The sequence below is a fragment of the Devosia sp. P1_H9 genome, from assembly GCF_056405135.1.
This window is the reverse complement of record NZ_JBFUCQ010000003.1, coordinates 167,761-190,506: the sequence shown is the minus strand read 5'-3', so window position 1 is coordinate 190,506 and position 22,746 is coordinate 167,761. Positions and strand designations below refer to the sequence as shown.

At 65.3% G+C, this 22,746-nt stretch carries 28 protein-coding genes; 17 read left to right on the top strand and 11 right to left on the bottom strand.

Translation table 11 applies throughout. From position 1 onward, the window contains the following. Positions 1–8: 8 nt before the first annotated feature. From AC1DYL_RS07085 to AC1DYL_RS07065, 5 genes are all read left to right on the top strand, one after another. Positions 9–626, top strand: a complete 618-nt coding sequence (locus tag AC1DYL_RS07085) for a CMD domain protein (protein WP_477172576.1) — start codon at positions 9–11, stop codon at positions 624–626. A 5-nt stretch (positions 627–631) separates the two neighbouring features. Next, positions 632–1,234: an alkylhydroperoxidase domain protein gene (locus tag AC1DYL_RS07080; protein WP_477172575.1), complete on the top strand. Its 603-nt coding sequence runs from the start codon at positions 632–634 to the stop codon at positions 1,232–1,234. 503 nt (positions 1,235–1,737) lie between these two features. Then, positions 1,738–2,115 (top strand): hypothetical protein, encoded by a 378-nt coding sequence (locus tag AC1DYL_RS07075; protein WP_477172574.1) that lies wholly within the window; start codon positions 1,738–1,740, stop codon positions 2,113–2,115. A 24-nt stretch (positions 2,116–2,139) separates the two neighbouring features. Beyond that, complete coding sequence (locus AC1DYL_RS07070) at positions 2,140–3,072, top strand: diacylglycerol/lipid kinase family protein (protein ID WP_477172573.1); 933 nt, start codon at positions 2,140–2,142, stop codon at positions 3,070–3,072. 3 nt (positions 3,073–3,075) lie between these two features. Next, positions 3,076–3,939: a metallophosphoesterase family protein gene (locus AC1DYL_RS07065; RefSeq protein ID WP_477172572.1), complete on the top strand. Its 864-nt coding sequence runs from the start codon at positions 3,076–3,078 to the stop codon at positions 3,937–3,939. A gap of 52 nt (positions 3,940–3,991) precedes the next feature. Here AC1DYL_RS07065 and AC1DYL_RS07060 read toward each other — a convergent pair whose 3' ends face one another. The 5 genes from AC1DYL_RS07060 to AC1DYL_RS07040 all read right to left on the bottom strand — a co-directional run bounded on the left by AC1DYL_RS07060 (position 3,992) and on the right by AC1DYL_RS07040 (position 7,769). Beyond that, a complete protein-coding gene (locus tag AC1DYL_RS07060; protein WP_477172571.1) occupies positions 3,992–4,558 on the bottom strand; it encodes a DUF2934 domain-containing protein in 567 nt (188 codons plus the stop codon). A 128-nt stretch (positions 4,559–4,686) separates the two neighbouring features. Continuing rightward, a complete protein-coding gene (locus tag AC1DYL_RS07055) occupies positions 4,687–5,004 on the bottom strand; it encodes a hypothetical protein (RefSeq protein ID WP_477172570.1) in 318 nt (105 codons plus the stop codon). 54 nt (positions 5,005–5,058) lie between these two features. Continuing rightward, positions 5,059–5,799, bottom strand: coding sequence for a Crp/Fnr family transcriptional regulator (locus tag AC1DYL_RS07050; RefSeq protein WP_477172569.1), 741 nt, complete (start codon positions 5,797–5,799; stop codon positions 5,059–5,061). Between the two features lies 1 nt (position 5,800). Next, on the bottom strand, positions 5,801–6,049 hold the full coding sequence (locus AC1DYL_RS07045) for a DUF6894 family protein (protein ID WP_477172568.1): 249 nt from the start codon (positions 6,047–6,049) through the stop codon (positions 5,801–5,803). Positions 6,050–6,227: 178 nt separating this feature from the next. Next, positions 6,228–7,769 carry a PAS domain S-box protein gene (locus tag AC1DYL_RS07040; protein WP_477172567.1) on the bottom strand — a complete coding sequence of 514 codons (1,542 nt, stop codon included), beginning with the start codon at positions 7,767–7,769 and terminating at the stop codon, positions 6,228–6,230. A gap of 129 nt (positions 7,770–7,898) precedes the next feature. Here AC1DYL_RS07040 and AC1DYL_RS07035 point away from each other — a divergent pair, with 129 nt between their 5' ends. From AC1DYL_RS07035 to AC1DYL_RS07005, 7 genes are all read left to right on the top strand, one after another. After that, positions 7,899–8,153, top strand: coding sequence for a GlsB/YeaQ/YmgE family stress response membrane protein (locus AC1DYL_RS07035; RefSeq protein ID WP_477172566.1), 255 nt, complete (start codon positions 7,899–7,901; stop codon positions 8,151–8,153). 9 nt (positions 8,154–8,162) lie between these two features. Then, positions 8,163–8,648 carry a YidB family protein gene (locus AC1DYL_RS07030; RefSeq protein ID WP_477172565.1) on the top strand — a complete coding sequence of 162 codons (486 nt, stop codon included), beginning with the start codon at positions 8,163–8,165 and terminating at the stop codon, positions 8,646–8,648. 164 nt (positions 8,649–8,812) lie between these two features. Further along, positions 8,813–9,304, top strand: a complete 492-nt coding sequence (locus AC1DYL_RS07025) for an SH3 domain-containing protein (RefSeq protein ID WP_477172564.1) — start codon at positions 8,813–8,815, stop codon at positions 9,302–9,304. 516 nt (positions 9,305–9,820) lie between these two features. Continuing rightward, on the top strand, positions 9,821–10,297 hold the full coding sequence (locus tag AC1DYL_RS07020; RefSeq protein WP_477172563.1) for an SH3 domain-containing protein: 477 nt from the start codon (positions 9,821–9,823) through the stop codon (positions 10,295–10,297). Positions 10,298–10,478: 181 nt separating this feature from the next. Further along, on the top strand, positions 10,479–10,661 hold the full coding sequence (locus AC1DYL_RS07015; protein ID WP_477172562.1) for a hypothetical protein: 183 nt from the start codon (positions 10,479–10,481) through the stop codon (positions 10,659–10,661). A 321-nt stretch (positions 10,662–10,982) separates the two neighbouring features. Further along, positions 10,983–11,222, top strand: coding sequence for a PilZ domain-containing protein (locus tag AC1DYL_RS07010; RefSeq protein ID WP_477172561.1), 240 nt, complete (start codon positions 10,983–10,985; stop codon positions 11,220–11,222). Positions 11,223–11,349: 127 nt separating this feature from the next. Further along, a complete protein-coding gene (locus tag AC1DYL_RS07005) occupies positions 11,350–11,547 on the top strand; it encodes a hypothetical protein (protein ID WP_477150923.1) in 198 nt (65 codons plus the stop codon). A gap of 64 nt (positions 11,548–11,611) precedes the next feature. Here AC1DYL_RS07005 and AC1DYL_RS07000 read toward each other — a convergent pair whose 3' ends face one another. Further along, a complete protein-coding gene (locus AC1DYL_RS07000; protein ID WP_477172560.1) occupies positions 11,612–12,151 on the bottom strand; it encodes an ATP-dependent Clp protease proteolytic subunit in 540 nt (179 codons plus the stop codon). Positions 12,152–12,217: 66 nt separating this feature from the next. Then, positions 12,218–12,532 (bottom strand): hypothetical protein, encoded by a 315-nt coding sequence (locus AC1DYL_RS06995; RefSeq protein WP_477150925.1) that lies wholly within the window; start codon positions 12,530–12,532, stop codon positions 12,218–12,220. Positions 12,533–12,744: 212 nt separating this feature from the next. Between AC1DYL_RS06995 and AC1DYL_RS06990 the strand changes: the two genes are divergently transcribed. The 3 genes from AC1DYL_RS06990 to AC1DYL_RS06980 are packed head-to-tail and all read left to right on the top strand — an operon-like array spanning position 12,745 to position 14,706. Further along, on the top strand, positions 12,745–13,344 hold the full coding sequence (locus AC1DYL_RS06990) for a hypothetical protein (RefSeq protein WP_477150926.1): 600 nt from the start codon (positions 12,745–12,747) through the stop codon (positions 13,342–13,344). Further along, entirely contained in the window at positions 13,331–13,747 is a 417-nt protein-coding gene (locus AC1DYL_RS06985) for a phage holin family protein (RefSeq protein WP_477172559.1), read from the top strand. The genes AC1DYL_RS06990 and AC1DYL_RS06985 overlap by 14 nt, the downstream gene beginning before the upstream one ends. Then, complete coding sequence (locus AC1DYL_RS06980) at positions 13,747–14,706, top strand: DUF3618 domain-containing protein (protein WP_477172558.1); 960 nt, start codon at positions 13,747–13,749, stop codon at positions 14,704–14,706. Before AC1DYL_RS06985 ends, AC1DYL_RS06980 begins: the two co-directional genes overlap by 1 nt. A 45-nt stretch (positions 14,707–14,751) precedes the next feature. On the opposite strand, the gene AC1DYL_RS06975 is transcribed toward AC1DYL_RS06980, so the two are convergent. From AC1DYL_RS06975 to AC1DYL_RS06960, 4 genes are all read right to left on the bottom strand, one after another. After that, a complete protein-coding gene (locus tag AC1DYL_RS06975; protein WP_477172557.1) occupies positions 14,752–16,935 on the bottom strand; it encodes an amylo-alpha-1,6-glucosidase in 2,184 nt (727 codons plus the stop codon). A 10-nt stretch (positions 16,936–16,945) separates the two neighbouring features. Beyond that, positions 16,946–18,037 carry a glycosyltransferase family 4 protein gene (locus AC1DYL_RS06970; protein ID WP_477172556.1) on the bottom strand — a complete coding sequence of 364 codons (1,092 nt, stop codon included), beginning with the start codon at positions 18,035–18,037 and terminating at the stop codon, positions 16,946–16,948. A gap of 121 nt (positions 18,038–18,158) precedes the next feature. Continuing rightward, the gene (locus AC1DYL_RS06965) at positions 18,159–19,226 is read right to left on the bottom strand and encodes an ion transporter (protein WP_477172555.1); all 1,068 of its coding nucleotides are present in this window, start codon (positions 19,224–19,226) and stop codon (positions 18,159–18,161) included. 74 nt (positions 19,227–19,300) lie between these two features. After that, on the bottom strand, positions 19,301–20,539 hold the full coding sequence (locus AC1DYL_RS06960; protein ID WP_477172554.1) for an AGE family epimerase/isomerase: 1,239 nt from the start codon (positions 20,537–20,539) through the stop codon (positions 19,301–19,303). Between the two features lie 187 nt (positions 20,540–20,726). On the opposite strand from AC1DYL_RS06960, the gene AC1DYL_RS06955 reads away from it, so the two are divergent. Together AC1DYL_RS06955 and AC1DYL_RS06950 are read left to right on the top strand one after the other, a co-directional pair. After that, entirely contained in the window at positions 20,727–21,500 is a 774-nt protein-coding gene (locus AC1DYL_RS06955) for an SDR family NAD(P)-dependent oxidoreductase (RefSeq protein WP_477172553.1), read from the top strand. A gap of 180 nt (positions 21,501–21,680) precedes the next feature. Next, positions 21,681–22,730, top strand: coding sequence for an HD domain-containing phosphohydrolase (locus AC1DYL_RS06950; protein ID WP_477172552.1), 1,050 nt, complete (start codon positions 21,681–21,683; stop codon positions 22,728–22,730). Positions 22,731–22,746: the final 16 nt, after the last annotated feature.

Below are 22,746 nucleotides of genomic sequence, written 5' to 3'. Positions count from 1 at the left end.
GGAATCCCATGAGCCACACCCAGATCGACATTATCGACCGGCTGGTCGGCATCGTCCCCGGTTCGAGGCTGGACACCGTCCGCCGCAACCGCGTGCAGGCCCGCGACAACGCGCAAGCGAGCTATGACGCGCTGTTTTCGCCCGCGACGCCCGGCACCGTGCTGATCGAGGAGCGCTTCGCCGTCGCCTATTTCGTTGCCGGCCTCCATCGCAATGAGGGGGTCGCCGCCTTCTACCGCGAGGCCCTCGGCCACCACGACCGCGCCGGCCTGCTCGGCGCCATCAGCGCCGAAATCCGCCGCGGTGAAACTACCGGTCCCTACGGCACCTATCCCTCCGGCCCGCTGACGGCCGAGGACACGCCCGGCCTGCTGTACGCCCCCGATCCAACCAACCGCGCCGTGCTCGGCCGCCTCGAAGCGGCGCTCGTCCATGCCCACCTGCTGGTCTTCCGCCCCCGCGACGCCAGCTCTGCCGCCCTCCAGGCGCTGCTCAATGCCGGCTGGTCGACCGACGACATCGTCACGCTCAGCCAGCTCGTCGCCTTCCTCTCCTTCCAGATCCGTGTCGTCACCGGGTTGCGGGCGCTAGCCGCCGCCGACACCCAGTCCATCGCCGCCGAGTGAGCAACATGACCCAGGCCATCACCTACAACGACCCCAACCGCCCCGTCGCCTTCACCCAGGCTAATATCGGCTGGGCCCCTTGGCTCGAGCCGCTGAAGGAAGAGGAACTGACCCAGCGCCACTGGGACGGGCTCACCGAGGCGAGCCGTGCCAAGTCGCCCTATTTCATGCTGCTGGCCCGCGATCCCGACATCCTCGGCGCGCGCACCCGCACCGACCAGGACATCTTCTACAACCCCGATGCCGGCCTGCCTCGCGCCGAGCGCGAACTCGCGGCCGCCGCGACCTCGCGCTACAATGGCTGCATCTTCTGCGCCTCGGTCCACGCCCGCTTCGCCTCGACCTATTCGAAGCGCAGCGAGGACTTGGACAAGCTCCTCGCCGACGGCGTGAACGTCGACCTCGGCCCGCGCTGGAACGAGCTCGTCGATGCCTCGGTCAAGCTCACCGCCACTCCCTCCGAGTTCGGCCCCGCCGAGATCGCGTCGCTGCGCGAGCAGGGCCTCGACGATTTCGCCATCGCCGACCTGATCCAGGCCGCCGCCTTCTTCAACTGGGCCAATCGGCTGATGCTTTCGATCGGCGAGCCCACCCCGGCCGCCGCCTAGGGCGCCATCTATATAGACGGACGGAAGTCCTCGAAGAATGCCTCCAGCCCTCGTGGCGCTGAGTGCTGGAGGATCAACAGCATGCGCCTCGGCGGCTACCGCTGAATTACGACAGTGAGTAATGGCCTCACTCGGTAATACTTTGACTCCCATGCCCCAGAGGCGTCTTGTACTTGCATGAGCAATCGAGCCAGCCACACCTCACGCAAGCGCGTTTCCGTAGCCCTGGTCCCAGGGCAGGTCGAACGCCTTGACTATCTGGCCCGCCATGCAGGAGTGACGCGCCTGGAGATGCTGCGCCGTATCCTGTCGCTGGAGCTCGGAAAGAGGCCCGGATGGGCAACCCTTCACTAAAGCGACCATTGGCCTTGAATTGGGCCTGGTGGCTCGGCGCCTTGGTCGTGATCACCGGTGCGATGGCTCTGTCCATAGCCCTGGTGTGGCTGCTGGCATAGTTTTCAATCGCATCAACGGGGGCGGCTCGCCGCCTCAGGGAGTTCGCCATGGGCGACAGCAATCTTGCCATTAAGCGCAGGGCACGTTCATCGCGCGCGGTCGAGCGCGAGCATGAAGAACACGTCATTGCTCCATTCAGCCCGCTGCTCGCGACTTACCACCGCAAAGCCGCCTTCATCACGCGCCAGGCGACATCCGGACGGCTCGACGGCAATGCCTCTCGTGCGCTCGGTCGGGTCATCGACGAGCTGGTCGAAGAAATCGAGGGCACGCGCCGCGACTTTTCTGCGCGAACCGGCAACCTGCCGGCGCTGAGCCGAGTTGAGGATATGCGAAGGTCAATGGACCAGGTGGTCGAGCTGCTGAAGGACCTGCGTCGGAAGATGCCGAACCACAGTTTGGCTGAGGGGCCTCCCGTGCGGTGACACCGGGCGAACCAAAGGTAACGGATGCGCACCAAATACCACGTGCTCCTGAATCCAAACTCTGGCGGCGCGATGCGGCAGGGCATTACAGCCGACCGGCTGCTCGCGCTGTTCGCAGAGCGCGGGGACCCGATCAGCCTCGACGCTGACCCGAACCGATCATTCGAGGATCGGCTGCGCCTCGCTCGAAACAGCACGGCGGACATTCTCCTGGCGGCAGGTGGCGACGGAACGGCGACGGGCATGGCGGGCGTCGCCATCGAGACCGGGCGACCCCTGGCAGTGTTGCCGTTGGGAACGGCCAATCTGCTGGCCCGGGATTTGTCGATTCCCTCAACCCTTGAGGGTTGGTTCGGCGCCTTTGATGCGATGGTGCCGCGCCGCATGGACGTCGGCGAAATCAACGGCCGCATCTTCCTCCACAAGGTTGTCATCGGCGCCGTGCCCGGCATAGCCGCCGCACGAGAAAAACTGCGTGGCCGAGGGGACTTGGCCGCAAGGCTCGGCTTCCTTGGTCACCTGATCCGTCGGCTGTCGCGCGTACGCCGCTTCGCCGCCGAAATAACCACAAGGGACGGCGAGCCGCGTATCGAGCGCGTGCAGTCCATCGCGGTTGCCAACAACGACTACGCCGAGGGGCTGGGCCAGCTGTTTCAGCGCCAACGGCTGGATGGCGGGACCCTGAGCATTTACCTGCTGCGACACCTCACCGTTCGCGACGCGCTGCGGCTCGCCGCGGAGATGGCTCTGGGGACCTGGCGGAACGACGATGTCCTCACGATTGAGAATGTCCGCGCCGTGGTCGTGCGGACGCGATGGCTGCGCATACGCGCCATGGTCGACGGTGAGATAGTCACCCTCTCCAGCCCTCTGAGGTTTCGCGTCCTGCCCCTGGCGCTGACGATTCTGGCGCCCCCGGAACCAGCCGAAGCTGCAACTCCCCTAGAGGCATCCTGACCTATGCGGATCTGTCATCTCTCCGACTTGCATTTCGGCCACCACGATACGCGGCTCGCCGAGGGGTTGGCCGACGACCTGACCAGCCAGCACCCCGACCTTGTCGTGGTCAGCGGGGACTTTACCCAATTGGGGTCCGAGGAGGAGTTTCAGGTTGCCAAAGCGTTTCTCGATACCTTGAGCACACCCGTGTTTGCCGTCCCCGGCAACCACGATGTCCCGGCGCGCAACCTCGTCCGCCGCTTCCTCGACCCATATGGTCTCTATCGAAAGTACATCGCGAATGACCTCGAACCCTTCACCGAGATGGGAGGCGTGGCGATCGCCGGGATCAAGACCTCGAGGCGCCTCAGGGCCGGGTTGAACTGGGCCCACGGATCCATCAACCGGGAGCAACTGGATGCGGTGGAGCGGCAGTTTGAGGGTGCATCACCGGGCGCGCTCCGGATCGTCGTCGCGCATCACCCGCTGATGCAGCCGGAGACGGTCGCCGAAAAGCCCATGAGGTTGGTCAAGCGCGCCGACCTGGCCCTCGAAACCTTCACCCGGCTCGGTATCCGTTTGGTGCTATCGGGACACTTTCACCTGTCCTACGTGCGTAAGCACGAGCATCCGGGATCGATCGTCCAAGGCGCACCCTCGGGCCTGCGGCGCGCCGCACTCGCTCCCATTCTCGTAGCCCAGGCATCATCCACGATTTCAACCCGCCTTCGCGGTGAGCCCAACGGTTACAACCTCATCGACATCGAGCGGGGCCGCATAACTGTAACGGTGCGTGACTGGAGCACCGCCGGCTGGGTGACGAGAGAAACAGCCTCCGCCTCGTCCGAAGCGATGCCGTCTGAAGGTCAGGTCAGCCCTTCTTGAATCATCCGCGTCCGGGCTGGTTCTGACGGTATGGCCGAAACCTTGTTGCCGGCTAGCGCTTCTGGTTGAACCCGCCGCTGGTGTTGTCTTCCGGGTCCTTGTTGAACGGGCGCTGCAGCTCGATCTGCCGGCTCGTCTCGACCGCTCGGTCGACGATCTCGGGATCGGTTTCCGCAATCGAGGAGTCGAAGCCCTGATCCAAGGCCTGTTGCCCCATCCAGACTTCCCGGGCTCGGTGCCAGTATTCCTCGTCGCGTCCCTCGGGACGGCCATCGTACTCCCAGAGATAATACGCGGTATCGCGGATCGACTGGTCGATGGACGGGTCAACGATGAGGGAAATCGGCTCATGGCCGTGGGCCGCTCTGTCCTGCAGTTGCTGGATGCCAGCGGCTTCGGAGTTCGGCAGTTCCAATTCGAGACGTTCGAGGGCCTCGCCGACGCGCTGCGCGATCATCGGGCTGAATTCGTGGTCCGGCCAGGTGTTCTCGTAGTCGCGCAGCTCGTCAACGGTAATCCCGGCTGCCAAGGCGAACTGCTCTGGATCGAGTCCAAGCGAGAGGCGCCGGTTGTGATCACCCTTGGGCTGGCGCTGGGCGGGGTCGATGGGAAAGGTCATTTCTCGCGGCTCCTTCATGGGGCTCCAAAGACAATCTTCGGCGCCCCGAAAAGTTGCCGCCCGCCGGTGAAACTGCGGCTCGGCCACAGCGAATCCCACCCGAGGTGGGAACGGCCGAGGCATCGAGACTAGAAATCGAGGGTCCTCAACAGCCGCCGAAATGCCGCGTCCACGTCTGCGATGCGGGGATGGGCAGGCTCCGCGGCGATGGCTTCGCTAAACCGAACGAACTCGCTGTGCACCTCGGCGATCACCTCCAGGCGCCGACCGCGCAGCGTATCCCGCTCTTTCTCGGTGGTAAGGCGGGAGGCTTCCCTGGCCGACGAACTGGCCGCGTACAGGTTCCATTGCTGCAGCTTGGGAAGAAATGGCGCGACCAGCGCGCTTGCCCGTCGGTGGGCGATCACGTCTGGATTTGGGCTTCGTTCACGGCTGCTGTCGGTCATCCGCCGAATCTAGACAGCGGGCAGTCGTCGCGCATTTCACTAAGTTAATCAGTGCTAGCGACGGTGCTTTTCCAGGTGGAGGTAGGTTGGATCGAACTGCCCCAACTCCTGCAGCAACGGCCAGTCGTTGATCTTCACCACGCCGTCCTGCCACTCGATCGTCCCCGTTCGCCTGAGGCGCTGCAGCGTCCGGTTGGTGTGAACGATCGACAGACCGAGGGCGTCGCCGAACTGCGTCTGGGTCAGCGGAAATGGGTACCGGGTTCCCGTGGCGAGCCCTGCCGTCTGCGCCCGGACGAACTGCTCGCAAAACAGATGCGCCATCTGCTCGTCCGCGGTCAGCCGCCCCTTCGTGACCATCCACTGCCGATGGATCGACCCATCGAGCAGCGTCAGCAGCCACAGCACCCGCGTGAGGTGAGGAAATCGCTCGGTGATCTTGAGGAGGCCCGTATGCGGAAAGCTCACGACGCGGCACGGGGTGATCGCCGTGACCGAGTGGTCCATCAGCTGCAACGGGAAAGAGTGGAGGTCGACAAAATCTCCGGCAACGTGGAGCCCCGTGATCTGCCGCCCGCCATCCTCGACGGTGGAATACCGGCCGGTCATCCCCTTCACCACCAGAGTGCTGTTGGAAGGCCGATCGCCCTGGCTAACGATATCCTCGCCGGCGGCGAACGATTGGGCGTCGCCTGCCGATGCCAGGACGATCGCCCGCTCTTCATCCGACAGCTCGTCCCGCACCGAAACCATGGCAAAGAACGGATCGAACTCCTCGAGTGCCGGCTTCGCCATGCTAGCTGCCGTCCTTCTCGCGAAGGTCCTCGAGTTCATAGTCGAGCGTGACGTCGAACTGCGGGCTATCGGCGTCGCGCACATGGATCGAGAGCCGCCGCTCGTCGCCGTCCCGAGGCAGATAGTCACGCGCCATCTCGGTCAGTGCGATGGTGGCCTGCAGCCGGGCGGCGTTTGCATCCGGCAACTCCACGCCGACGTCATCGCGCGTCAACTCCGCGCCGTCTCGGATGTCGAAATAGAACTTCATGTCCCGCCCTGCCGCTGCTGGAGATCTACCGGAGGGCAGATCACTGCGTGCGCGTCGAACGCACACCCTGGCTTGCAACGAGTCTCCCGAATATGTGTTCCATCGCGCCGGCACTGACCCCGTCAGGCTCTATCCCGTTGAGCCGCCGATCCTTCTGCGCGATCTCGAGGCCGGACGGTTAGTGCACCGGCTCAACCATCGTCTCCGCGATGGCCGTTTCCAGCTCATCGAGTCCGAACGGCTTGGACACCGTGGTCACGGCCACATCCGTCTTCGGCAAACTGGCATAGCCCGTCGTGACGATCGTCGGCATCAAGTGCCCCTTTAGACGCATGGCGTCCATCATCTGCAGCCCGGTCATGTGCGGCATGCCCTGGTCGGAGACGACCAGGTCGAACCGGTTACCCTCGATGAGTTCCAGAGCCTCTCGTGCGGATCCGGCGCTGGTGACCTGGTGACCAAGATCTTCGAGCATGGCCACGGTGTTGATCAGCACCAGCGGGTCATCATCCACCGCCAATATGCTGAGCGCGCGCCCGCCATGTGGCGCTCTTGCTTCTGCTTCCACCATCACCTCGCTTTGACCCTCGGCCAGGGGCAGCCAGATCTCCGCCCGGGTTCCCTGTCCCTTTTTGCTCTCCAGGTGCAGGCGACCGCCCGACTGCATGGCGAGGCCGTGGACCATCGCCAGGCCCAGGCCGGTCCCCTGTCCCACTTCCTTCGTCGTGAAGAACGGTTCGGTAGCACGTGAAAGGGTGACCTCATCCATGCCTTCGCCATCATCCTCGACGGCCAGCACCAGATAGTGGCTGGGACGCGGTTCCGACCCCTGAGATGCTTTTCGCACCGCGGTGGAGAGGGTAATGGATCCGCCATTGGGCATCGCGTCCCGCGCGTTGAGCGCCAGGTTGAGGATGGCGTTTTCCAGCTGGGCAGGATCCGAGCGTGCCTTGGGGGCGTTGGCGGGCAGCCGCAGGCCGACGAGTATGGACGGGCCCAGCGAGCGCTCCAGCATGTCGCGCATGCCCAGCACCAGCGCGCCGATGTCGATCGCAACCATCGTCAGCTCCCGGCGCCGCGCAAATGCCAGCATCCGCTGCGTGAGCGCCGTTCCGCGCCTCGCGCCCTTCAAGGCGTTCTCGATAAATGGCAGATGAGGGTTGTCGGCCGGCAGCCGTCTCATCACGGTTTCGAGGCTGCCTTGCACCGCCATCAGCAGGTTATTGAAATCGTGGGCGATCCCGCCCGTCAGCTGCCCGATCGCCTCCATCTTTTGCGCCTGGAAGAGAGCTTCGCGGGCCGCTTCCAGCTCCGCTTGCGTGTTGCGCCGCTCAGTGAGGTCGCGCGTTATCTTGGCGAAGCCGACAAGCTGGCCGCTCGGATCCATGATCCGGTCAATAACGACGTGGGCCCAGAAGCGTGTTCCGTCCTTTCGGAGCCGCCATCCCTCCTGCTCGATACGGCCTTCTTCACGCGCGCGTCTGAGGTTCTGCGCCGGCAGGCCATTCTGCCTGTCCTCATCGACGTAAAACACCTCGAAGTTTGTGCCGATGATTTCGTCCGCGGTGTACCCTTTGAATCGTTGGGCGCCGGCGTTCCAGTTGGCGACCCGGCCGGTCGGATCGAGCATGTAGATGGCGTAATCGGTAATGGCCTCTACCAGTAGGCGGTAGCGCCCATCGATCGAAAGTGAATCGGCATAGTTCTCGGATTTCGTCACTTCGGTCCTATCTGACAGCCTCATCCAACTCCGCTGGGGGCAGGAGGTTCCAGCAGGCGAGAGCGGCGGAGCAACGGAACCCTTTGACCCCCTGCTGGTTGGTTGGCGATCAACCACAGGGAGTGAAGCATGGGTATCCTTTGGACAATCCTCATCGGGTTCGTGGCAGGCGTTATCGCCAAGTTCATCGTGCCCGGATCGGGAGGCCCGTCAGGCTTCGTCTTGACGACGATCCTCGGGATCGTTGGAGCCTTCGTCGCAACCTTTCTTGGCCAGGCGCTGGGCTGGTACTCGGCAGGCGAAGGCGCTGGCCTCATCGGCGCTGTTGTCGGCGCCGTCATCGTACTTTTCGTCTGGGGCGCCGTTGCGCGCCGCCGGGCATAGGAGGACCTCATGGCAAACCGCCTGCCTTCAATGCTGGCGCTGCTCGGCCTGCTGGCCGTCGCCGGCTACCAGAATCGCGACAAGATCGGTGAAGCACTCAAGGGACTGCAGAAGCCCGGCAGCGATCCAAATGCACAAGGCGGCCTGGGGGGCATGCTCGGCGGTCTTGGCGACCTGCTCGGCGGCGGCAATGGATCGGGCAACGTGCTGACAGGTGGGCTCGGCGATCTTCTCGACCGCTTCAAGTCCTCCGGCCAGTCCGAAACGGCCGACTCCTGGGTGAACCCCGATGTCCCCACCCGCGGCCTTGGCCCCGACGAGGTGGCACGGGCCATCGGCGACGAGAACCTGTCCGAACTCTCGAAGCGCACTGGCCTCTCCCGCGACGAGCTGCTCCGGCGACTGGCTACGGCGATACCGGAAACCGTCGACAAGATGACCCCGGGCGGACAGATGCCCACCGAAGACCAGGCCCGCGGCTACTTCCAGATCTGACACGAGACGGGCGGACCGCAAGGCGGYCCGCTCCTGCTGGCGGCGCGGCTTTCCTCATCACAGTCCTCATATCCCTCCCGACCTCACATGGTTCCGGAACCTTTTGTTCCGATCGAGATTTTAGTCTCCAGAATGCGGTGGCCTGAGCGACAACGGAGCTGAAGATGGCCCGAACGATCGCCGCATTCTTTGTGCTGTGTGCCGCCTTCCTCATGTCTGCAGCGCTAACCGTGAGTTCATTGACGTTCACGGCCGGCACTGTCGCGCGGATGGCGAGCCTCTCGCCTGTCAGGGCGAATATCCGACCCAGCTATGTGGCTTCGACCGTCGTCACTACGGCGGACGATCTCAACGTCGCCAGGTCCGTCCCTGCCGTGCCGGTATCCATGACGACCGAACCGCCTCCGGCCAGCGCGCCTGCATTCACCGTGGCCGTCGACTCGCTCCGCGTTCGGTCGAGCCCAGCCAAAGACAGCCCGCAGGTGTTCGGCTTGCACAACGGCGCCATGGTGACCGTCTCCGGCACCGAACGCGGCTGGATGCTGATCACCGCCGAAGGCGGCCGAACCGGCTGGGTCTACGGAAAGTTCCTGCGCCCTGCTGCCCCCGGCCAGCACCCTGCTGCCCCCGGACAGCTGCAAGCGCAGCTCGAGTAACGGGCCTGTTGAGAGGTCCGCATGATGCCCAGCTCCGCCGCAACTTAGGGCATCAGGCAGCGGGCGCCCCCAACCAGGGCGCCCGCCGTTATTTGTATCCCCGGATGCCGCGAGCAGGGCCGGCAGGCACCCTTCCCAGACGAACGCCCTCTGACGCCTGTAGATCGCCTCTCCGTAGCCTCGTTATTCTTGTCCAAAGACGATCAAACCCCCGTTGGTTGAGCAACGGGGGTTTGACCATCAGTGTGGACCCCGCTGTGCGGGGCGTTCGACACAAGCGGCGGCATGTATCGGACGGTAAACTAACTCGAATACTTGTGACCGGTTCCGCATTTTCTTTGAGATGTCATAGCGACTTAGGTCGCCATGCCCAGTGGGCCTCAAGTCTGGGGTCAGGAACCAGGCGCCCTCAGCGAGCTTGTTTCTCCAGGAGCGGCGGCCGCGAGTTCCCTCTCGGTGCCCCACACGGCGGTCGCCGCTCCCCAAGGATCTGGACACAAGGATCTGACACAAAGAATGCGTCGACCAATTGTTTCTATCGCTCTGTTCTGTGGCGCGGCGCTCCTTGCGGGAGCGCTTACTGTATCCGGCCTCAGCTTTACCGCGGATACGGTTGCCAGGGTTGCCTCGATAGCTCCGGTCAAGACCTTCAACCTGAAGCCTAGCTACGTGGCCTATCTGCCGACGGCGAAAGCCGACGACTTGAACATCGCGAAATCGGTGCCGGTGACGATCAAAGCCCCCAACCCGCCAGGTCCAACGGCTACGTCGCCGGCATCGACTTTTTCCCATTCCGTCGCCGTGGAGTCGCTCCGGGTCCGTGAAGCGCCGGTCAAGACCAGCCGGCAAGTCTTTCTGCTCGGCGGCGGCACCAAGGTCACGGTCGGCAGGACCGAACGCGGCTGGGTGATGATCACTGCCGAGGATGGCCGGGCAGGCTGGGTTTACGGCAAGTTTCTCAGTCCCCTGGGTCAGGTGGCGGAACTCCACTAGCAGGCTCGCAAGTCGAGGCCATCGGGGCCTCAGGGTAGCCGGCCGCCGACGTCGATACCTCTCGGCGTCGTTCGGCATGCGCGCGTACAAGTCGACTATCACACTGAAATCACAGCAGTTTTCGGAACGAGCACGACCCCTGGACGTTGTTTGGACAGGTCCACATGTATGGAGAAATCAAATGGCCGATCGTGAAACCATTGTTACTTCGAGTGGCGGAGGGGTGGGTGTCGTCGCTGGCATCCTGCTCGTCATCGTCATCGCTGTCGGACTGTTTCTCTACTTCAACGGCACCTTCGGCTCGAAGACCGTCGATATCGATGTTCCGGCCGTGACTGTCGACGTCAAGCCTGATGGCCAGTGACGCCGTCTGAATAGCCCGCTGCAGATGGCCGGCTGGCAGCCCACTGCCGCTGGCCATTCCCCACCAAAATCCGGAGCCCGAACCATGCTGCGATCCCTGGCGCTGATCACCCTCTATGCCTTCTCGATCTCGATGCTGGTGGTTGCCTACAGTGTCGGTTTGGGGGCCTGATTTCGGTGGCTAAGTGCCGAACCGGACCGGACCCTGATTGGACCCAGGATGGTCCATCGGTCGGCCAAGCGCACCCAGCATACCAGCTCTGCCGGAACCACTCGCCAGCGGCCCAAGTTAGATCGCCTTGACGCTTCTCACGGGGACTGCATGCCGGACATTTGGAACTCGCCGCGACAGCGGATACTGCAGGGCTTGATCCAGATGGGCGATGAGGTGGCGACCTGCGCCATCCATAATGCCTCGCGAACCGGGGCTCTCCTCCACCTCTCGCCCAACTCGCAGCCACCCTCGAGCTTCGACCTGGTCGTGCCCAATGGCGGCAATGTCCGGTGCTCGGTGGTTCGCCGCTCCCGGGGTGCGATTGCCGTTCGCTTTCATCACGGCTGACCGACCTTCCGCCGGCCTCCAGCAGACCCGACGCGTCGGGTTCGGAATTTCGCATTTCCGCGGAACAATCGCTGTCAGCGGAAGTTCTACGTCTGCCGCAGCGTCCGGCATCAATTGGAGGAGTACCATGCCCAATCAGAACAAGGATGCGAACCGCAATAAGCAGTCCGGCCAGGCCGGACGGCAGGGCGGCAAGGGTGGTCAGCAGTCTGGCGGTGCCGATCAGGGCCGCCAGCAGGGCGACCAGAATCGCCAGGGCCAGCGGCAGATGGATGACGACATGAAGCGCGATTCCAGCAACCGCCCCAACCCCGACAAGCACTGAAACGACCAGCCCGGCCGGTGGGAAACCACCGGCCGCACGAGTGTAGACAATGAGTGCGACCCCCTTAGATCTGAACGATCTGCTGCCCGCCTGGCAGCGTAAACTCGCGCACCGCCTGGACCAGCCCGAACTCGAGAGCCTGCGCGGGCGAGATATGGATCTCGCTGTGGCGTCGCGCGGCGAGCACCTCCTCGGGGATGGTGGAGCGCTGACGCAGGATATTGTCCGTGCGATCATCGTCCGCCAGTGCCGCATCCAGCGTTGATTGCAGCCGGCGCGCGGTCATCTCGGCGCCCCCCATCGTCGTCGGGTGGATCATGAACATCGCGTGGCTCGAGCAGTATCGCTCGCTTGCCGCGAGGAACACCGACACCGCGATCGAACTGACGCTCCCGGTATTGTAGACCACCAGGTGCAGCGGCAGCGCCCGGATGTGGTTGAACAGGTAGATGCCATCCGCGACATAGCCACCGTTGGACGAGAAGGCGAGGTGAACGGTCCCCACCTCGGCATTGGCGGCCGAGTTCAAGGCGGCCGCGATGCGCCCGACACCGCTCGGCTCGATCAACCCGGTGAAGCCGAAATAGGCGACGGAATCCGACATTTCCCCTCCAGCGAAGTGACCGTTCGAGTTCCGCGCCTCAGGCCAGCTTGTTTCGTGATGTTCTGCTCAATCGACGTGGACGACGAAGTTGTCGGGAAAGCTGAATTCACCGCGCAGCACCCGAGCCGGCCCGGTGTCCTCGAAACCCGTGCCGGACGTCTCGTGCACGGAATAGAGCTTCTCGTCGCGGAAGGCGCTGGCGATGACCTGAGTGATCGACAGCGGCACGCGGCCGACCAGTTGGCTGGCCTCCTCGAGCGCAGCAATCGCGCGGGCCTCGCCAGAGGAATGGGCCAGAACCACGACCTCGCCCTGGTTCAGGGCGCGGTCCCAACCCGGATCGTCGGGGGCGGCCGCGGGCACCAGACGATAGATGGTCATCGCACTCTCCTGGGATCGGGCAGTTGCAGGTTAACTCCCGGGAGGAAACCCCGGTTCCGCAGCTTTGCCGCGCAACCTGGGCTCCCGACCACTCTCTGCGCGTTTTCGCGCAAACCTCCGGAACTTCGGCGCTTCCTGCTCATTGGTCTTGCATCGGCTTAGGCGAAGCGTCCGTCAGCGAGCCGCATCTGATCCCAAACAGGAGCAGTGCGATGAGCACCCCAGACTATCCCTCGAGTTCAGGACTACCGGGCTCGATGCCCGAACGCGTGCGCGACGATACCGCGGATCTGGCGCAGACCGCGCAGAAGGACCTTGCCGACCTCGGCGAGGAGGTGAAGGAGCAGGCCGCCTTGCTCGGCGAGGAGGCAAAGGCCCAGTTCGATGAAGTCGCCGCAAAGACCAAGGGCATGGCGAGCGAGCAGAAGCAGCTGCTGGCCGGCCAGCTCGATGGCGTTTCCCGGGCCTTCGACAAGGTCGCCGGCGAACTGGAGAGCCAGGACGACAGCAGCGCGCACTACGTCCGCATGATCGCCGATGGCGCCCAGCGGCTCACCTCCACGGTGCGCGACCACGATGTCGACGACATCCTCGCCATGGTGCAGGATTTCGGCCGGAAGCAACCGGCCGCCTTCATCGGCGCAGCGGCGTTGCTAGGCTTTGCAGCGAGCCGCTTTGTCCGCGCCAGCGCCTCGCGGCGCGACGCATCGGACAATCGCCTGTCCCCCGTTCCGCGGCCCTCCTACGCGCCGGCCGCTACGCCGAACGCCGGTGACGGGCAGGTGATGGGAGGTCCAGATGACGGAATATGAGCAACACCGGTCCTTGACGGATCTCTTCGGTTCGCTGGCCAACGACGTCTCGGGTCTGTTCCGCAAGGAGATCGAGCTCGCGAAAAGCGAGGCTGGTGAGAAGCTGGACGTCGCCTTGGACGCGTCCAAGGGCTTCGCCGTCGGAGCAGTCCTGGCCATCGGTGCGGTGGGTGTGTTTCTCGCCGCGCTGGTCACCGGGTTCTCATGGGTGCTGGTCGCCTTCGGCATGTCCGATGACGCCGCCGGCTTCGTTGCCTCACTGGTGGTGGCGCTCGTCGTGGGCGGCATCGCGTGGTCCTTCATTTCCCGCAGCCTCGACGCCTGGAAGGCTTCGCGGCTCAACCTCAAGCGCACGACCCACTCGCTGGCGCGCGACGCTGAGGTCGTAAAGGAGAGTTTCTGATGAGCAGCTTTGACAAAGACTCGGCCCAGCTGGAACGCGAGGTCGAAGAGCAGCGTCGCCGGGTCGAAGACCGCATCGGCGAGATCCGGCAGCGCCTGACCCCTGGGCAGCTGGTGGACGAGGCATTGGCCTACACCAAGGGCGGCGGCCAGCAGCTGGTCTCCAATCTAGGCGCCACGATCACCAACAACCCGCTGCCAGCAGCGCTGCTGGGTATTAGCCTGATCTGGCTGATGTCGGGGCAGGGACCCAGCCTGGGCAACCGCGACACGCCGAAGGTCCGGCCACAGGATGAGCCCGAGTACCCCTACGCCACCGTATCGGGTGGCATGCGGCGGATCAGCCACCAGGAAGATCAGGCTGGCAAGTGGTACAGCGAGTTCGAGGACATAAGCGGCAGGCGCTACAAGGCGGAGTCCAATGAACTCGGCCATCGGCTCGGCGCATTCGTCGATGGTGCCGGACGCAAGTTCGGCGGCTTCATCGACGACGCCGGCCATCGCGTGCGGGACTTCCAGGATGAAGCGGGCAACCGTTTCGACGAGGCCGCCGGCTGGGCATCGCACCGCTGGCACGACATGCGGCACGGCGTCGGCGCCGCCATGGGCGAAGTTGGCCACCAGGCGCAGGTGCTCGGTGGCGCGGCTCAGCATCAGATGGATCGGGCCAGCCGGATGGTGGTCGACACGTTCCAGAACCAGCCGCTAATCGCCGGCGCACTCGCCTTCGCCGCCGGTGCGGCGGTCGGCGCAGCGTTGCCGCACACCGCCGAAGAGGATCGCCTCGTCGGCAAGGCCGCAGATGACGCCCGCCGGGCCGCAGCCGAAGCTGCCTCCGGCATCTACGAGGAAGGCAAGGCGCGTGCCGCCGAGCTCTACGAGAAGGGTAAGGAAAGCGCCGCCCAGGTCTACGACGACCTGCTCGAGGAGCCGGCGCCCCGCAGCACCGAGCTGCACTGACGCCAACAGGCTTTGCCGCCACCGGTGGCAAAGCCTTCCCCGCTGCTAGCCTCGGATCAAGATGCGCGCAGGCCCGCGCCGCTCCATCACATTGATCGCGGTCTCTGCCCCGGCGCGGCGGATGGCCACGTCGAGCTGCCCCGCGCCGACCCTGAGCTTGCGCAGCACCAGTTCGTCGAGAAAGCCCGGTAGCACCGCGTGATCGAAGGTGATCTCGGCATTGGCCGGGTCGAACACCAGCCCCAGGCAGGACCGCAGCAGCGAGAACGGCGTCGCGGCGGCCCAGGCTTGCGGCGAGCAGGCGACGGGGTACGAAGTAGGGCTCTGCCCGCTCTTCCGCGGAAAGCCGCAGAACAGCTCCGGCAGCCGGCGCAGGTCGGTCTGCGACGACGCGGCGAACAGCCCCTCGAAGATGCGAGCGGCATGGCGCCGGAAGCCATACCGCGCGAAGCCGGCAGCGATCATCGCATTGTCGTGCGGCCACACGGAGCCGTTATGGTAGCTCATCGGATTGTAGCGCGCCTCGGTCGAGGCCAGCGTCCGAACGCCCCACCCGCTGTAGGACGTAGGCGCCATTAGCGTCGCAACCACCGGAGCCGCCCGTTCGGGATAGGCGATGCCGGTATAGAGCGCGTGCCCGGCATTGGAGCTCTTCACCCGGCACGGGCGCTTCTCGCCATCGAGCGCCAGCACGTAGGTGCCGAGTTCGGCATCGAAGAAGGCCGCATCGAACCGCTCGCGCAGCCCCTCCGCCCGATGCCGCAGGTCGACCGACAATTCGTCCCGGCCCAGCCGCCGCGCCATCTGGCTCGCCGCGAGTTGCGCGCCATAGACATAGGCCTGCACCTCTACGAGCGCGATCGGCCCGCCGGCCAGCTTGCCATCTGCGTGGAACACCGAGTCGTGGCTATCCTTCCAGCCCTGGTTGGCCAGCCCGCCCGGTCGCCCGCCGCCATACTCGACGAAACCATCGCCATCGAGATCGCCGTACTGATCGATCCAGCCGAGCGCCGCCTCGATATGGGGCCACAGGGAACGGATGGCTTCCAGATCGCCGGTGCGCTCGAGATAGGCGCCGGCCAGCACCACGAAGAGCGGCGTCGAGTCGACGCTGCCGTAATACCGGCGGAACGGCACCTCGCCCAGTATGGCCATCTCGCCACCACGCGCTTCATGCAGGATCTTGCCCGGCTGCGCCTCGCTGAGCGGGTCCGTTTCGCGGGCCTGCAGCGCCGCCAGGTGCCGCAGCACGCCGAGCGCGAGCGCCGGATCGATCCACAGCATCTCCATCGCGGTGATCAGCGCATCGCGGCCAAACACCGTGCTGAACCAGGGAATGCCGGCATACGGATAGGGGCCGTCGCTGGTCGACGTCACGAGCATGTAGAGATCGGCGACGGCACGGCTTGTCGTCTCGTCGAACACGTCGTTCGAACTCTCGATCTCGACGGCGCGCGAGGTGCCCAGCCGCAGCGCCCGGCGCGAGTCGCGCAGCGCCCGCAAAAACCCCATGCGGCCGGTCGGCCGATCGTCGTCGGAGCCGCAGCGCACCTCGATGAACACGGCGAACGTTTCGGCGGCCTCCAGATCGATCTCGAACACCGCCTGGTTGGCCATGAGCCGCGTCGGTTGCGGATCGAACCGCAGCACCGTCTCGCGCCGTTCGGCATCGAGCCCGGTGTAGGAGAGATGAACCGCTGCGTCCTTGACGGTCGGCGGGTTCAGCGTACCGCGCTGCGGGCGGTGGCTGCCGCGCACCTCGAACAGGTCGGCGAAGTCGGCGGCAAACCACACCGACAGCGACACCCGATGCGGCGTCTGGTCGAAGTTGCGAACCGCCAGCCGCTCAAAGCAACTCCCCTGCCACAGGAAGCGCGAACGCCGGATATGGATGAGATCGTGCTGTAACCCTACCTTGCCCGGCGCGTCGAAGAAGTCGGGATTGGTCAGGTCGCAGGTTAGCATGGCGTTGTCGGCCCGCATGCTCGAGCTCAGCAGCAACGGGCGCTGCCCGCCGATGGTCAGGTAGAGCTGCGACAGGTATCGCGTATCGTGATGGAAGATGCCCTCCGGCCGCCCCGGCCCCGCCAGCGCGTCGCCATTGTGGTCGAACACGGCAAAGCTGTCGTCGTGCTTGAGCGTGCGGGTGCGGCGTTCCGGCAGGGATACCGAAGCGGGGATGATGCCCGCGCCGCCTTCCGGCGCGCTCTCGGGAGCTGCCTGCTCCATGCCGTGCCTCCTAGTGCGAGGTGACGATCCTGAGGTCCGGGTCGCTACGACGCGGTGCCGGCGCGCCATGCTCCTCGGCGGCCAGCAGTTCCTCGTAGATCTCCAGGTAGCCATCCGCCATGTGCCCGGCGGTGAATCGCCGGTCGAACGCCGCGCGGACGGCCTTGCGGTCCAGCTCCGCCAGTCGCGGTATGGCGGCGAGCGCCTCGGCGGCCGTGCGCACGACGAAACCCGACACACCCTCGTCGATCACTTCGGGAACTGCGCCCTTGCGGAACGCGATCACCGGTGTGCCGCAGGCCATGGCTTCGATCATCACGAGGCCAAACGGCTCGCGCCAGGTGATCGGGAACAGCACGCCCAGCGCCTTCCTCAGGAACGCGGACTTCTGCCGCTCGGTGACTTCGCCGACATATTCGACATTGGGATGGCTCCGAACCAGCGGCTCGATCACCTGGTCCCAATAGGGCTTGTCGACGGCGTCGATCTTGGCTGCAATCCTCAACGGCAGGCCGGCCCGGGTCGCGATCTCGATCGCGGTATCTGGCCCTTTTTCCGGCGAGATGCGCCCAAGGAAGGCCAGGTACCCCTCTTCGCCGTCCCCGAACTGCAGCATGTCGCGCGGCAGGCCGTTATAGACCGTGCCCGCCCAGTTGCCCTGGGGCAGCGCCTCGCGCTGGTCGCGCGAGATGGCGGCCAGCGGCGCATCGGAAAAGTGCCTGTAGAACGGCTCGAGATCCCGGTGATCCATCCGCCCATGCTGGGTGGTCAGGGTGCGCCCCTGGAACGCCCGGATCATCGGGTAGTGCATCAGCTCGGTATGAAAGTGCACGATGTCGAACTCGTCCGCCCGCTGCATCACCCGGTCGAGCATGGCAATGTGATAGGGCAGGGGGTTCTCGATACTGGGATCGAGCCGCAAAGCGGCCCGCGAACACGCCACCAGCTCCGCCGAGGTCACCGAGTCGCCGCTAGCGAACAGCGTCACCTCGTGCCCGCGCTGCACCAGTTCCTCGGTGAGATAGGACGCGACGCGCTCGGTGCCCCCGTAGAGCTTCGGCGGAACGCTCTCGAATAGCGGGGCAACCTGGGCGATTTTCATGGCCTGACCTCAGATCGGTGATGCGGGGTTCGCTGAGAGAACGCACCGACCTGCACATGGTTTCGTCGGCCGCCCCTAAACCGGCAGCGGCCTCACCCCGCGGGAGGGCACCCGCGTGAGCTCAGCGCCTCAATTCATAGCGCACTGTGAAGGCGGCGCCGTTTCCCTTCGGTGGCTCGAAGGTCACTATGTCGCCTTCCTTCATGGCCGCCCGCAGTGCGGCGCAGGCGACCGGCATTCGGTGCAACGTCCCCGGATACCCACCGAGCTGGCGATGCAGCTCTCCGGCATTGATCTCGACATGCGGCCGCCCCTGCTCCTCCGCGCGGGCCACCTGCGCTTCGATCGCCTGGTCGAACGCAGCGCGATCGACGGTGGCGGGTGCACCCGCATCATCGTCTTTCGCCCGTGAGCTCAGCACCTCGCCGAAGGCTGCTGCGATGATGCCCGTAGGCACCGCGACCAGTCCGATACCGATCAGCGCGGTGATGCTGGCGAACACCTTGCCGGCCACCGTGATGGGATAGACGTCGCCGTAGCCGACAGTCAGCGTCGAAATCGACCACCACATGGCGCGCAGAATGCTGCCGAATTTCTCGGGCTGGTCGGCTCCCTCCAGTGCATAGAGGCAGGCCGACGACACCAGCATCAGGAACAGCCCGGCGGCGAGGCTGATGCCGAGCTCGTAGCGCCGCAGCCGCACCGCCTGCCAGATGTCGGCGGCGGCGCTGGAATAGCGGCCGATCTTGGTCAACCGAAGTATCCGCAACAGCCGCAGCAGTCGCAGGACATAGGCTTCGCTGCCGATGGCTGCGAAGAACAGGGGCGACAGCGCCAGCAGGTCGATGATCGCCGCCGGCGTGAGCGCAAACCGCAGCATGCCCCTGATGCCGCCGCCATAGCGCGGATCTTCGGCGCTGGCCCACACCCGCAGCAGATACTCGCCGAGAAAGATAATGCCGAAGCCGGCTTCGATAACCCCGAATACCTGCGTGTAGGGTCCCGCGATCGTCTCTTCGCTGTCGGCAATGGCAAACAGGATCGAGGCGATGATCAAGACGATCAGGACGATGTTCGTCCGCGACAGCCGACCTTCGCCCGACAGCCCCCCGGTCAGCGCACGATAGGCGCGAGACCGCAAGCCGCCGCCCGCTGCTTCGCTCGCCGGTCCAGTTTCCTCCCCACTCATAGCCGCTCCCCCCTTGCCACCGGGGGAACACTATCGTCGGCAGGCCGCTTGTCCACCCGGCTCCGCGACGGCGGCTACTGCGATGAAATCTCCGCCAGCAAGCCCTTCGTCAAACTCCCCGTCGCCGGATAGAGCGGGATCAAACAGGCCTGCAGCGCGTGGTAGATGTCGCCCTTGCCGCCGAACAGCGTGTAGCTCGGCTTCAGGTCCTCCGTTAGCTGCTCGTGCCAGCCGCCATTGGTCTCGTCGATGAACGAGCTGGCGATGACGTCCCAGATGTGGCGGTACCACTCCTCGTGGAAGGCGCTCGGCCGGTGTTCGCAGAGGAACGCCGCGGCGCCGATCGCTTCGGAGGCCGGCCACCACAGCTTGTCGCGCATGTCGGGCTTGTCGTTCCAGTCGAGGTTGTAGAAGAACCCGCCCCTCGCCTTGTCCCAGCCCAGCGCGATCGACTGCGCGAACAGCGCTTCGGCCGCGTCCGGCATCCAGGCGTGCTGCTTGCCGCCCAGCGCCCAGAGCTGCAGCACGAGGCGCGACCACTCGAGCCAGTGCCCCGGCGTGGTGCCGGGCGGCCGGAACATCTGGTCGCCGAGATAGCTCTTGTCCACCACCCAGTTGCCGTCGAAATGCTCGGCCACGCGGAACCCGTTCTCGCCCGCCTTGCGCCGGATGATCAGGTCGGCGATGCGCTCGGCCTTGTCGAGATAGCTGCGCTCGCCGGTCGCCTCGAACGCCGCCATCAGCGCCTCGGTGAGGTGCATGTTGGAGTTCTGCCCGTGATACGGCGCGATCACCGACCAGTCGGCGTTGAACTCCTCGGCAATAGCGCCGTGCTGCTCTTCCCAGAACTTGGTCTCGAGGATCTCGGTCACATCCGCCAGCATCTTGTCGGCCAGCGGATGTCCCACCAGCTTGGCGCTCGATGAGGCGAGCAGCACGAAGGCGTGGCCGTAGCCCTGCTTCCGCCCATCGCGCGGCCCGTTGTCGTCCACAGTCCAGAAATAGCCGCCGGCCTTGCTGTCGCGATGCCGCTCCCACAGGAACTTCATGCCGTGGTCGACGATCAGGTCCGAGCCCGGTCGTCCCAACAGGCTGCCGATGGCGAAGCAGTGCACCATGCGCGCCGTCGAGTGGATGCCGCGCACCGGATTGTCCGGGTTGGCCGGCTTGCCGGTCGGATCGAGCTCGAAGAAGCCGCCCTTGGGGTTGAAGGCGCGGTTCTGGAAGAACCCGAACAGCGCATCCGCCTGCTCCAGCAGCCACCGCCGGTGATACGGACGGTTGCGCCAGGGTTGGGTGGTCGTGGCCGGCATGCTTCAGCTCCCTCTTGGTCGCCCCCGGGGAACTGGCCCGGGCGAATGCGATCCTCGTTGCGCTGCAACGTTGCAGCGGTGCGAGCTTTCTAGCGAGCGTCGCCGGATGCGTCGAGGCGGTTTTACCTGCCGCACCGGCGCGGTGCATGCCACTATCTGTGTCATCGCACGAACGAGGGGGAACCACATGACCGACCTGCCCAGCTACGACCTCACCGGCAAGACTGCGCTCGTCACCGGCGCCGCCCGTGGCCTCGGCCGCGCCATCGCGCTGGCCCTCGCCAATGCCGGCGCGGACATCGCGCTGGGCCTCCGCGACATCGCTTCTGGGGGCGAGGTGAAAGCCGAGATCGAAGCGCTGGGCCGCCGCGCCGTGCCGCTGCAGATGGATGTGATGGACCTGCCCCAGGCCTACACCGCAGTCGATGCCGCCATCGCCGCGCTCGGCCACCTCGATATCCTCGTCAACAATGTCGGCGGCGGCACCGAGGGGCCGATCGAGGATTTCACCGAGGACGAGTTCGACCTCACCATCAATCTCAACGTCAAGGCGAGCTTCTTCATCGCCCAACGCGTCGCCCGCCACATGATCGCCCGCGGCAGGGGCGGCGCCATCGTCAACATGAGCTCGCAGGCCGGCTTCATCGCGCTCCCCGGCGAGGGCATCTACTGCCTGTCGAAGGCCGCGGTTGCCCACATGACCAAGTGCATGGCGGTCGAGTGGGGCAAGCACCGGATCACCGTCAACGCCGTCGCCCCCACCTTCATCGAAACCGACGGCACCGCCGAAGCCCTCGGCCGCCCCGGCTTCCGCGACGACGTGGTCGAGCGCATCGCCGCGCTGCACCGCGTCGGCCAGCCCAAGGAGGTCTCCGGCGCCGTCGCCTTCCTCGCGTCCCCCGCCGCCAGCCTGATTACTGGCCAGACCCTGTTGATCGATGGCGGCTGGACTGCCCGCTAGCTTTTGACCGCCTGGTCAACTGCCGTTCCACAGACCTGATTGAGGCTGACCTTAAATTATACAAATACAAATCAGTAACCACCCGTAACGTCGTCCTCAGGCAACAACGCAGTTTTTGATATTGTTAACTCGCCCCTGCTTAGCTGCAGCGGTCAACAGCGGCTTGTAGGGGCTCAGCCGGTGCGTGTGCTAATTATCGATGACTCGCGATCGAGCCTGGCCTTCCTCGGCCATGTGATCGGTGCGCTCGAAGGCATCGAGATCGCCTCCTGCCTGCTGCCCTCCAAGGCCTTGGCGCTCGCCGCCACCACCCAGTTCGATCTCGTCCTTGTCGACCACGTCATGCCCGAAATGGATGGCGTCGAGCTCACCCGCCGCCTCCGCGCCCAGGAAGCCTATCGGCTGGTGCCCATCGTCATGGTCACCTCCGACAACGCCCCGGCCTTGCGCGTCCGCGCCATCGCCGCCGGCGCCACCGATTTCGTCAACAAGCCGTTCGATTCCACCGAGTTGCAGGCCCGCGTGCGCAATCTCCTCGCGCTGCGCCAGTCGCAGATCGAGCTCGCTGACCGCGCCGCCTGGCTCGCCCGCGAAGTCGAAAGCGCCACTCGCCACCTGGTCGAGCGTGAGGAAGAGATCATCTGGCGCCTCGCACGCGCCATCGAATACCGCGACGGCGACACCGGCGAGCATGTCTCGCGCGTCGCCCAGGTCTCTTCGCTGATCGCCGCCGCCATCGGGCTCAGCCCCGAGCGCTGCCGGGTCATCTATCTCGCGGCGCCGCTGCACGACATCGGCAAGATCGGCATCGCCGACGCCATCCTTTCGAAGCCCGGCAAGCTCACGCCGGACGAGCTCAAGATCATGCGCACCCATGTCTCGATCGGCGCGCGCATCCTCGAGCATGGCTCCTCCGAAGTCATCCGCACCGCCGAACTGATCGCCCAGAGCCACCACGAGCGCTGGGACGGTGCCGGCTACCCGGATCGCCTTTCCGGCACCGATATCCCGGTCGAAGCCCGCGTCGTCGCCATCGCCGACGTTTTCGACGCCCTCTGTTCCGAGCGTCCCTACAAGCGCGCCTGGCCCATCGAGGAGGCCCGCCGCGAGATCGTCTCGCTCTCCGGCACCCATTTCGACCCGGCCTGTGTGGCCGCCTTCGAACTCCGCTGGCCCGAAATCGTCGCGCTGATGTCGGCCGTCCCAGAGAACGTCCGCCTCGCCGGGTGAAACCGGTTTCCTGTTC

Excerpts from the sequence above, each read along its gene's own strand:
- AC1DYL_RS07085 (WP_477172576.1), top strand. The coding sequence starts at position 9 with ATGAGCCACACCCAGATCGACATTATCGACCGGCTGGTCGGCATCGTC.
- AC1DYL_RS07080 (WP_477172575.1), top strand. The coding sequence starts at position 632 with ATGACCCAGGCCATCACCTACAACGACCCCAACCGCCCCGTCGCCTTC.
- AC1DYL_RS07075 (WP_477172574.1), top strand. The coding sequence starts at position 1,738 with ATGGGCGACAGCAATCTTGCCATTAAGCGCAGGGCACGTTCATCGCGC.
- AC1DYL_RS07070 (WP_477172573.1), top strand. The coding sequence starts at position 2,140 with ATGCGCACCAAATACCACGTGCTCCTGAATCCAAACTCTGGCGGCGCG.
- AC1DYL_RS07065 (WP_477172572.1), top strand. The coding sequence starts at position 3,076 with ATGCGGATCTGTCATCTCTCCGACTTGCATTTCGGCCACCACGATACG.
- AC1DYL_RS07060 (WP_477172571.1), bottom strand. The coding sequence starts at position 4,558 with ATGACCTTTCCCATCGACCCCGCCCAGCGCCAGCCCAAGGGTGATCAC.
- AC1DYL_RS07055 (WP_477172570.1), bottom strand. The coding sequence starts at position 5,004 with ATGACCGACAGCAGCCGTGAACGAAGCCCAAATCCAGACGTGATCGCC.
- AC1DYL_RS07050 (WP_477172569.1), bottom strand. The coding sequence starts at position 5,799 with ATGGCGAAGCCGGCACTCGAGGAGTTCGATCCGTTCTTTGCCATGGTT.
- AC1DYL_RS07045 (WP_477172568.1), bottom strand. The coding sequence starts at position 6,049 with ATGAAGTTCTATTTCGACATCCGAGACGGCGCGGAGTTGACGCGCGAT.
- AC1DYL_RS07035 (WP_477172566.1), top strand. The coding sequence starts at position 7,899 with ATGGGTATCCTTTGGACAATCCTCATCGGGTTCGTGGCAGGCGTTATC.
- AC1DYL_RS07030 (WP_477172565.1), top strand. The coding sequence starts at position 8,163 with ATGGCAAACCGCCTGCCTTCAATGCTGGCGCTGCTCGGCCTGCTGGCC.
- AC1DYL_RS07025 (WP_477172564.1), top strand. The coding sequence starts at position 8,813 with ATGGCCCGAACGATCGCCGCATTCTTTGTGCTGTGTGCCGCCTTCCTC.
- AC1DYL_RS07020 (WP_477172563.1), top strand. The coding sequence starts at position 9,821 with ATGCGTCGACCAATTGTTTCTATCGCTCTGTTCTGTGGCGCGGCGCTC.
- AC1DYL_RS07015 (WP_477172562.1), top strand. The coding sequence starts at position 10,479 with ATGGCCGATCGTGAAACCATTGTTACTTCGAGTGGCGGAGGGGTGGGT.
- AC1DYL_RS07010 (WP_477172561.1), top strand. The coding sequence starts at position 10,983 with ATGCCGGACATTTGGAACTCGCCGCGACAGCGGATACTGCAGGGCTTG.
- AC1DYL_RS07005 (WP_477150923.1), top strand. The coding sequence starts at position 11,350 with ATGCCCAATCAGAACAAGGATGCGAACCGCAATAAGCAGTCCGGCCAG.
- AC1DYL_RS07000 (WP_477172560.1), bottom strand. The coding sequence starts at position 12,151 with ATGTCGGATTCCGTCGCCTATTTCGGCTTCACCGGGTTGATCGAGCCG.
- AC1DYL_RS06995 (WP_477150925.1), bottom strand. The coding sequence starts at position 12,532 with ATGACCATCTATCGTCTGGTGCCCGCGGCCGCCCCCGACGATCCGGGT.
- AC1DYL_RS06990 (WP_477150926.1), top strand. The coding sequence starts at position 12,745 with ATGAGCACCCCAGACTATCCCTCGAGTTCAGGACTACCGGGCTCGATG.
- AC1DYL_RS06985 (WP_477172559.1), top strand. The coding sequence starts at position 13,331 with ATGACGGAATATGAGCAACACCGGTCCTTGACGGATCTCTTCGGTTCG.
- AC1DYL_RS06980 (WP_477172558.1), top strand. The coding sequence starts at position 13,747 with ATGAGCAGCTTTGACAAAGACTCGGCCCAGCTGGAACGCGAGGTCGAA.
- AC1DYL_RS06975 (WP_477172557.1), bottom strand. The coding sequence starts at position 16,935 with ATGGAGCAGGCAGCTCCCGAGAGCGCGCCGGAAGGCGGCGCGGGCATC.
- AC1DYL_RS06970 (WP_477172556.1), bottom strand. The coding sequence starts at position 18,037 with ATGAAAATCGCCCAGGTTGCCCCGCTATTCGAGAGCGTTCCGCCGAAG.
- AC1DYL_RS06965 (WP_477172555.1), bottom strand. The coding sequence starts at position 19,226 with ATGAGTGGGGAGGAAACTGGACCGGCGAGCGAAGCAGCGGGCGGCGGC.
- AC1DYL_RS06960 (WP_477172554.1), bottom strand. The coding sequence starts at position 20,539 with ATGCCGGCCACGACCACCCAACCCTGGCGCAACCGTCCGTATCACCGG.
- AC1DYL_RS06955 (WP_477172553.1), top strand. The coding sequence starts at position 20,727 with ATGACCGACCTGCCCAGCTACGACCTCACCGGCAAGACTGCGCTCGTC.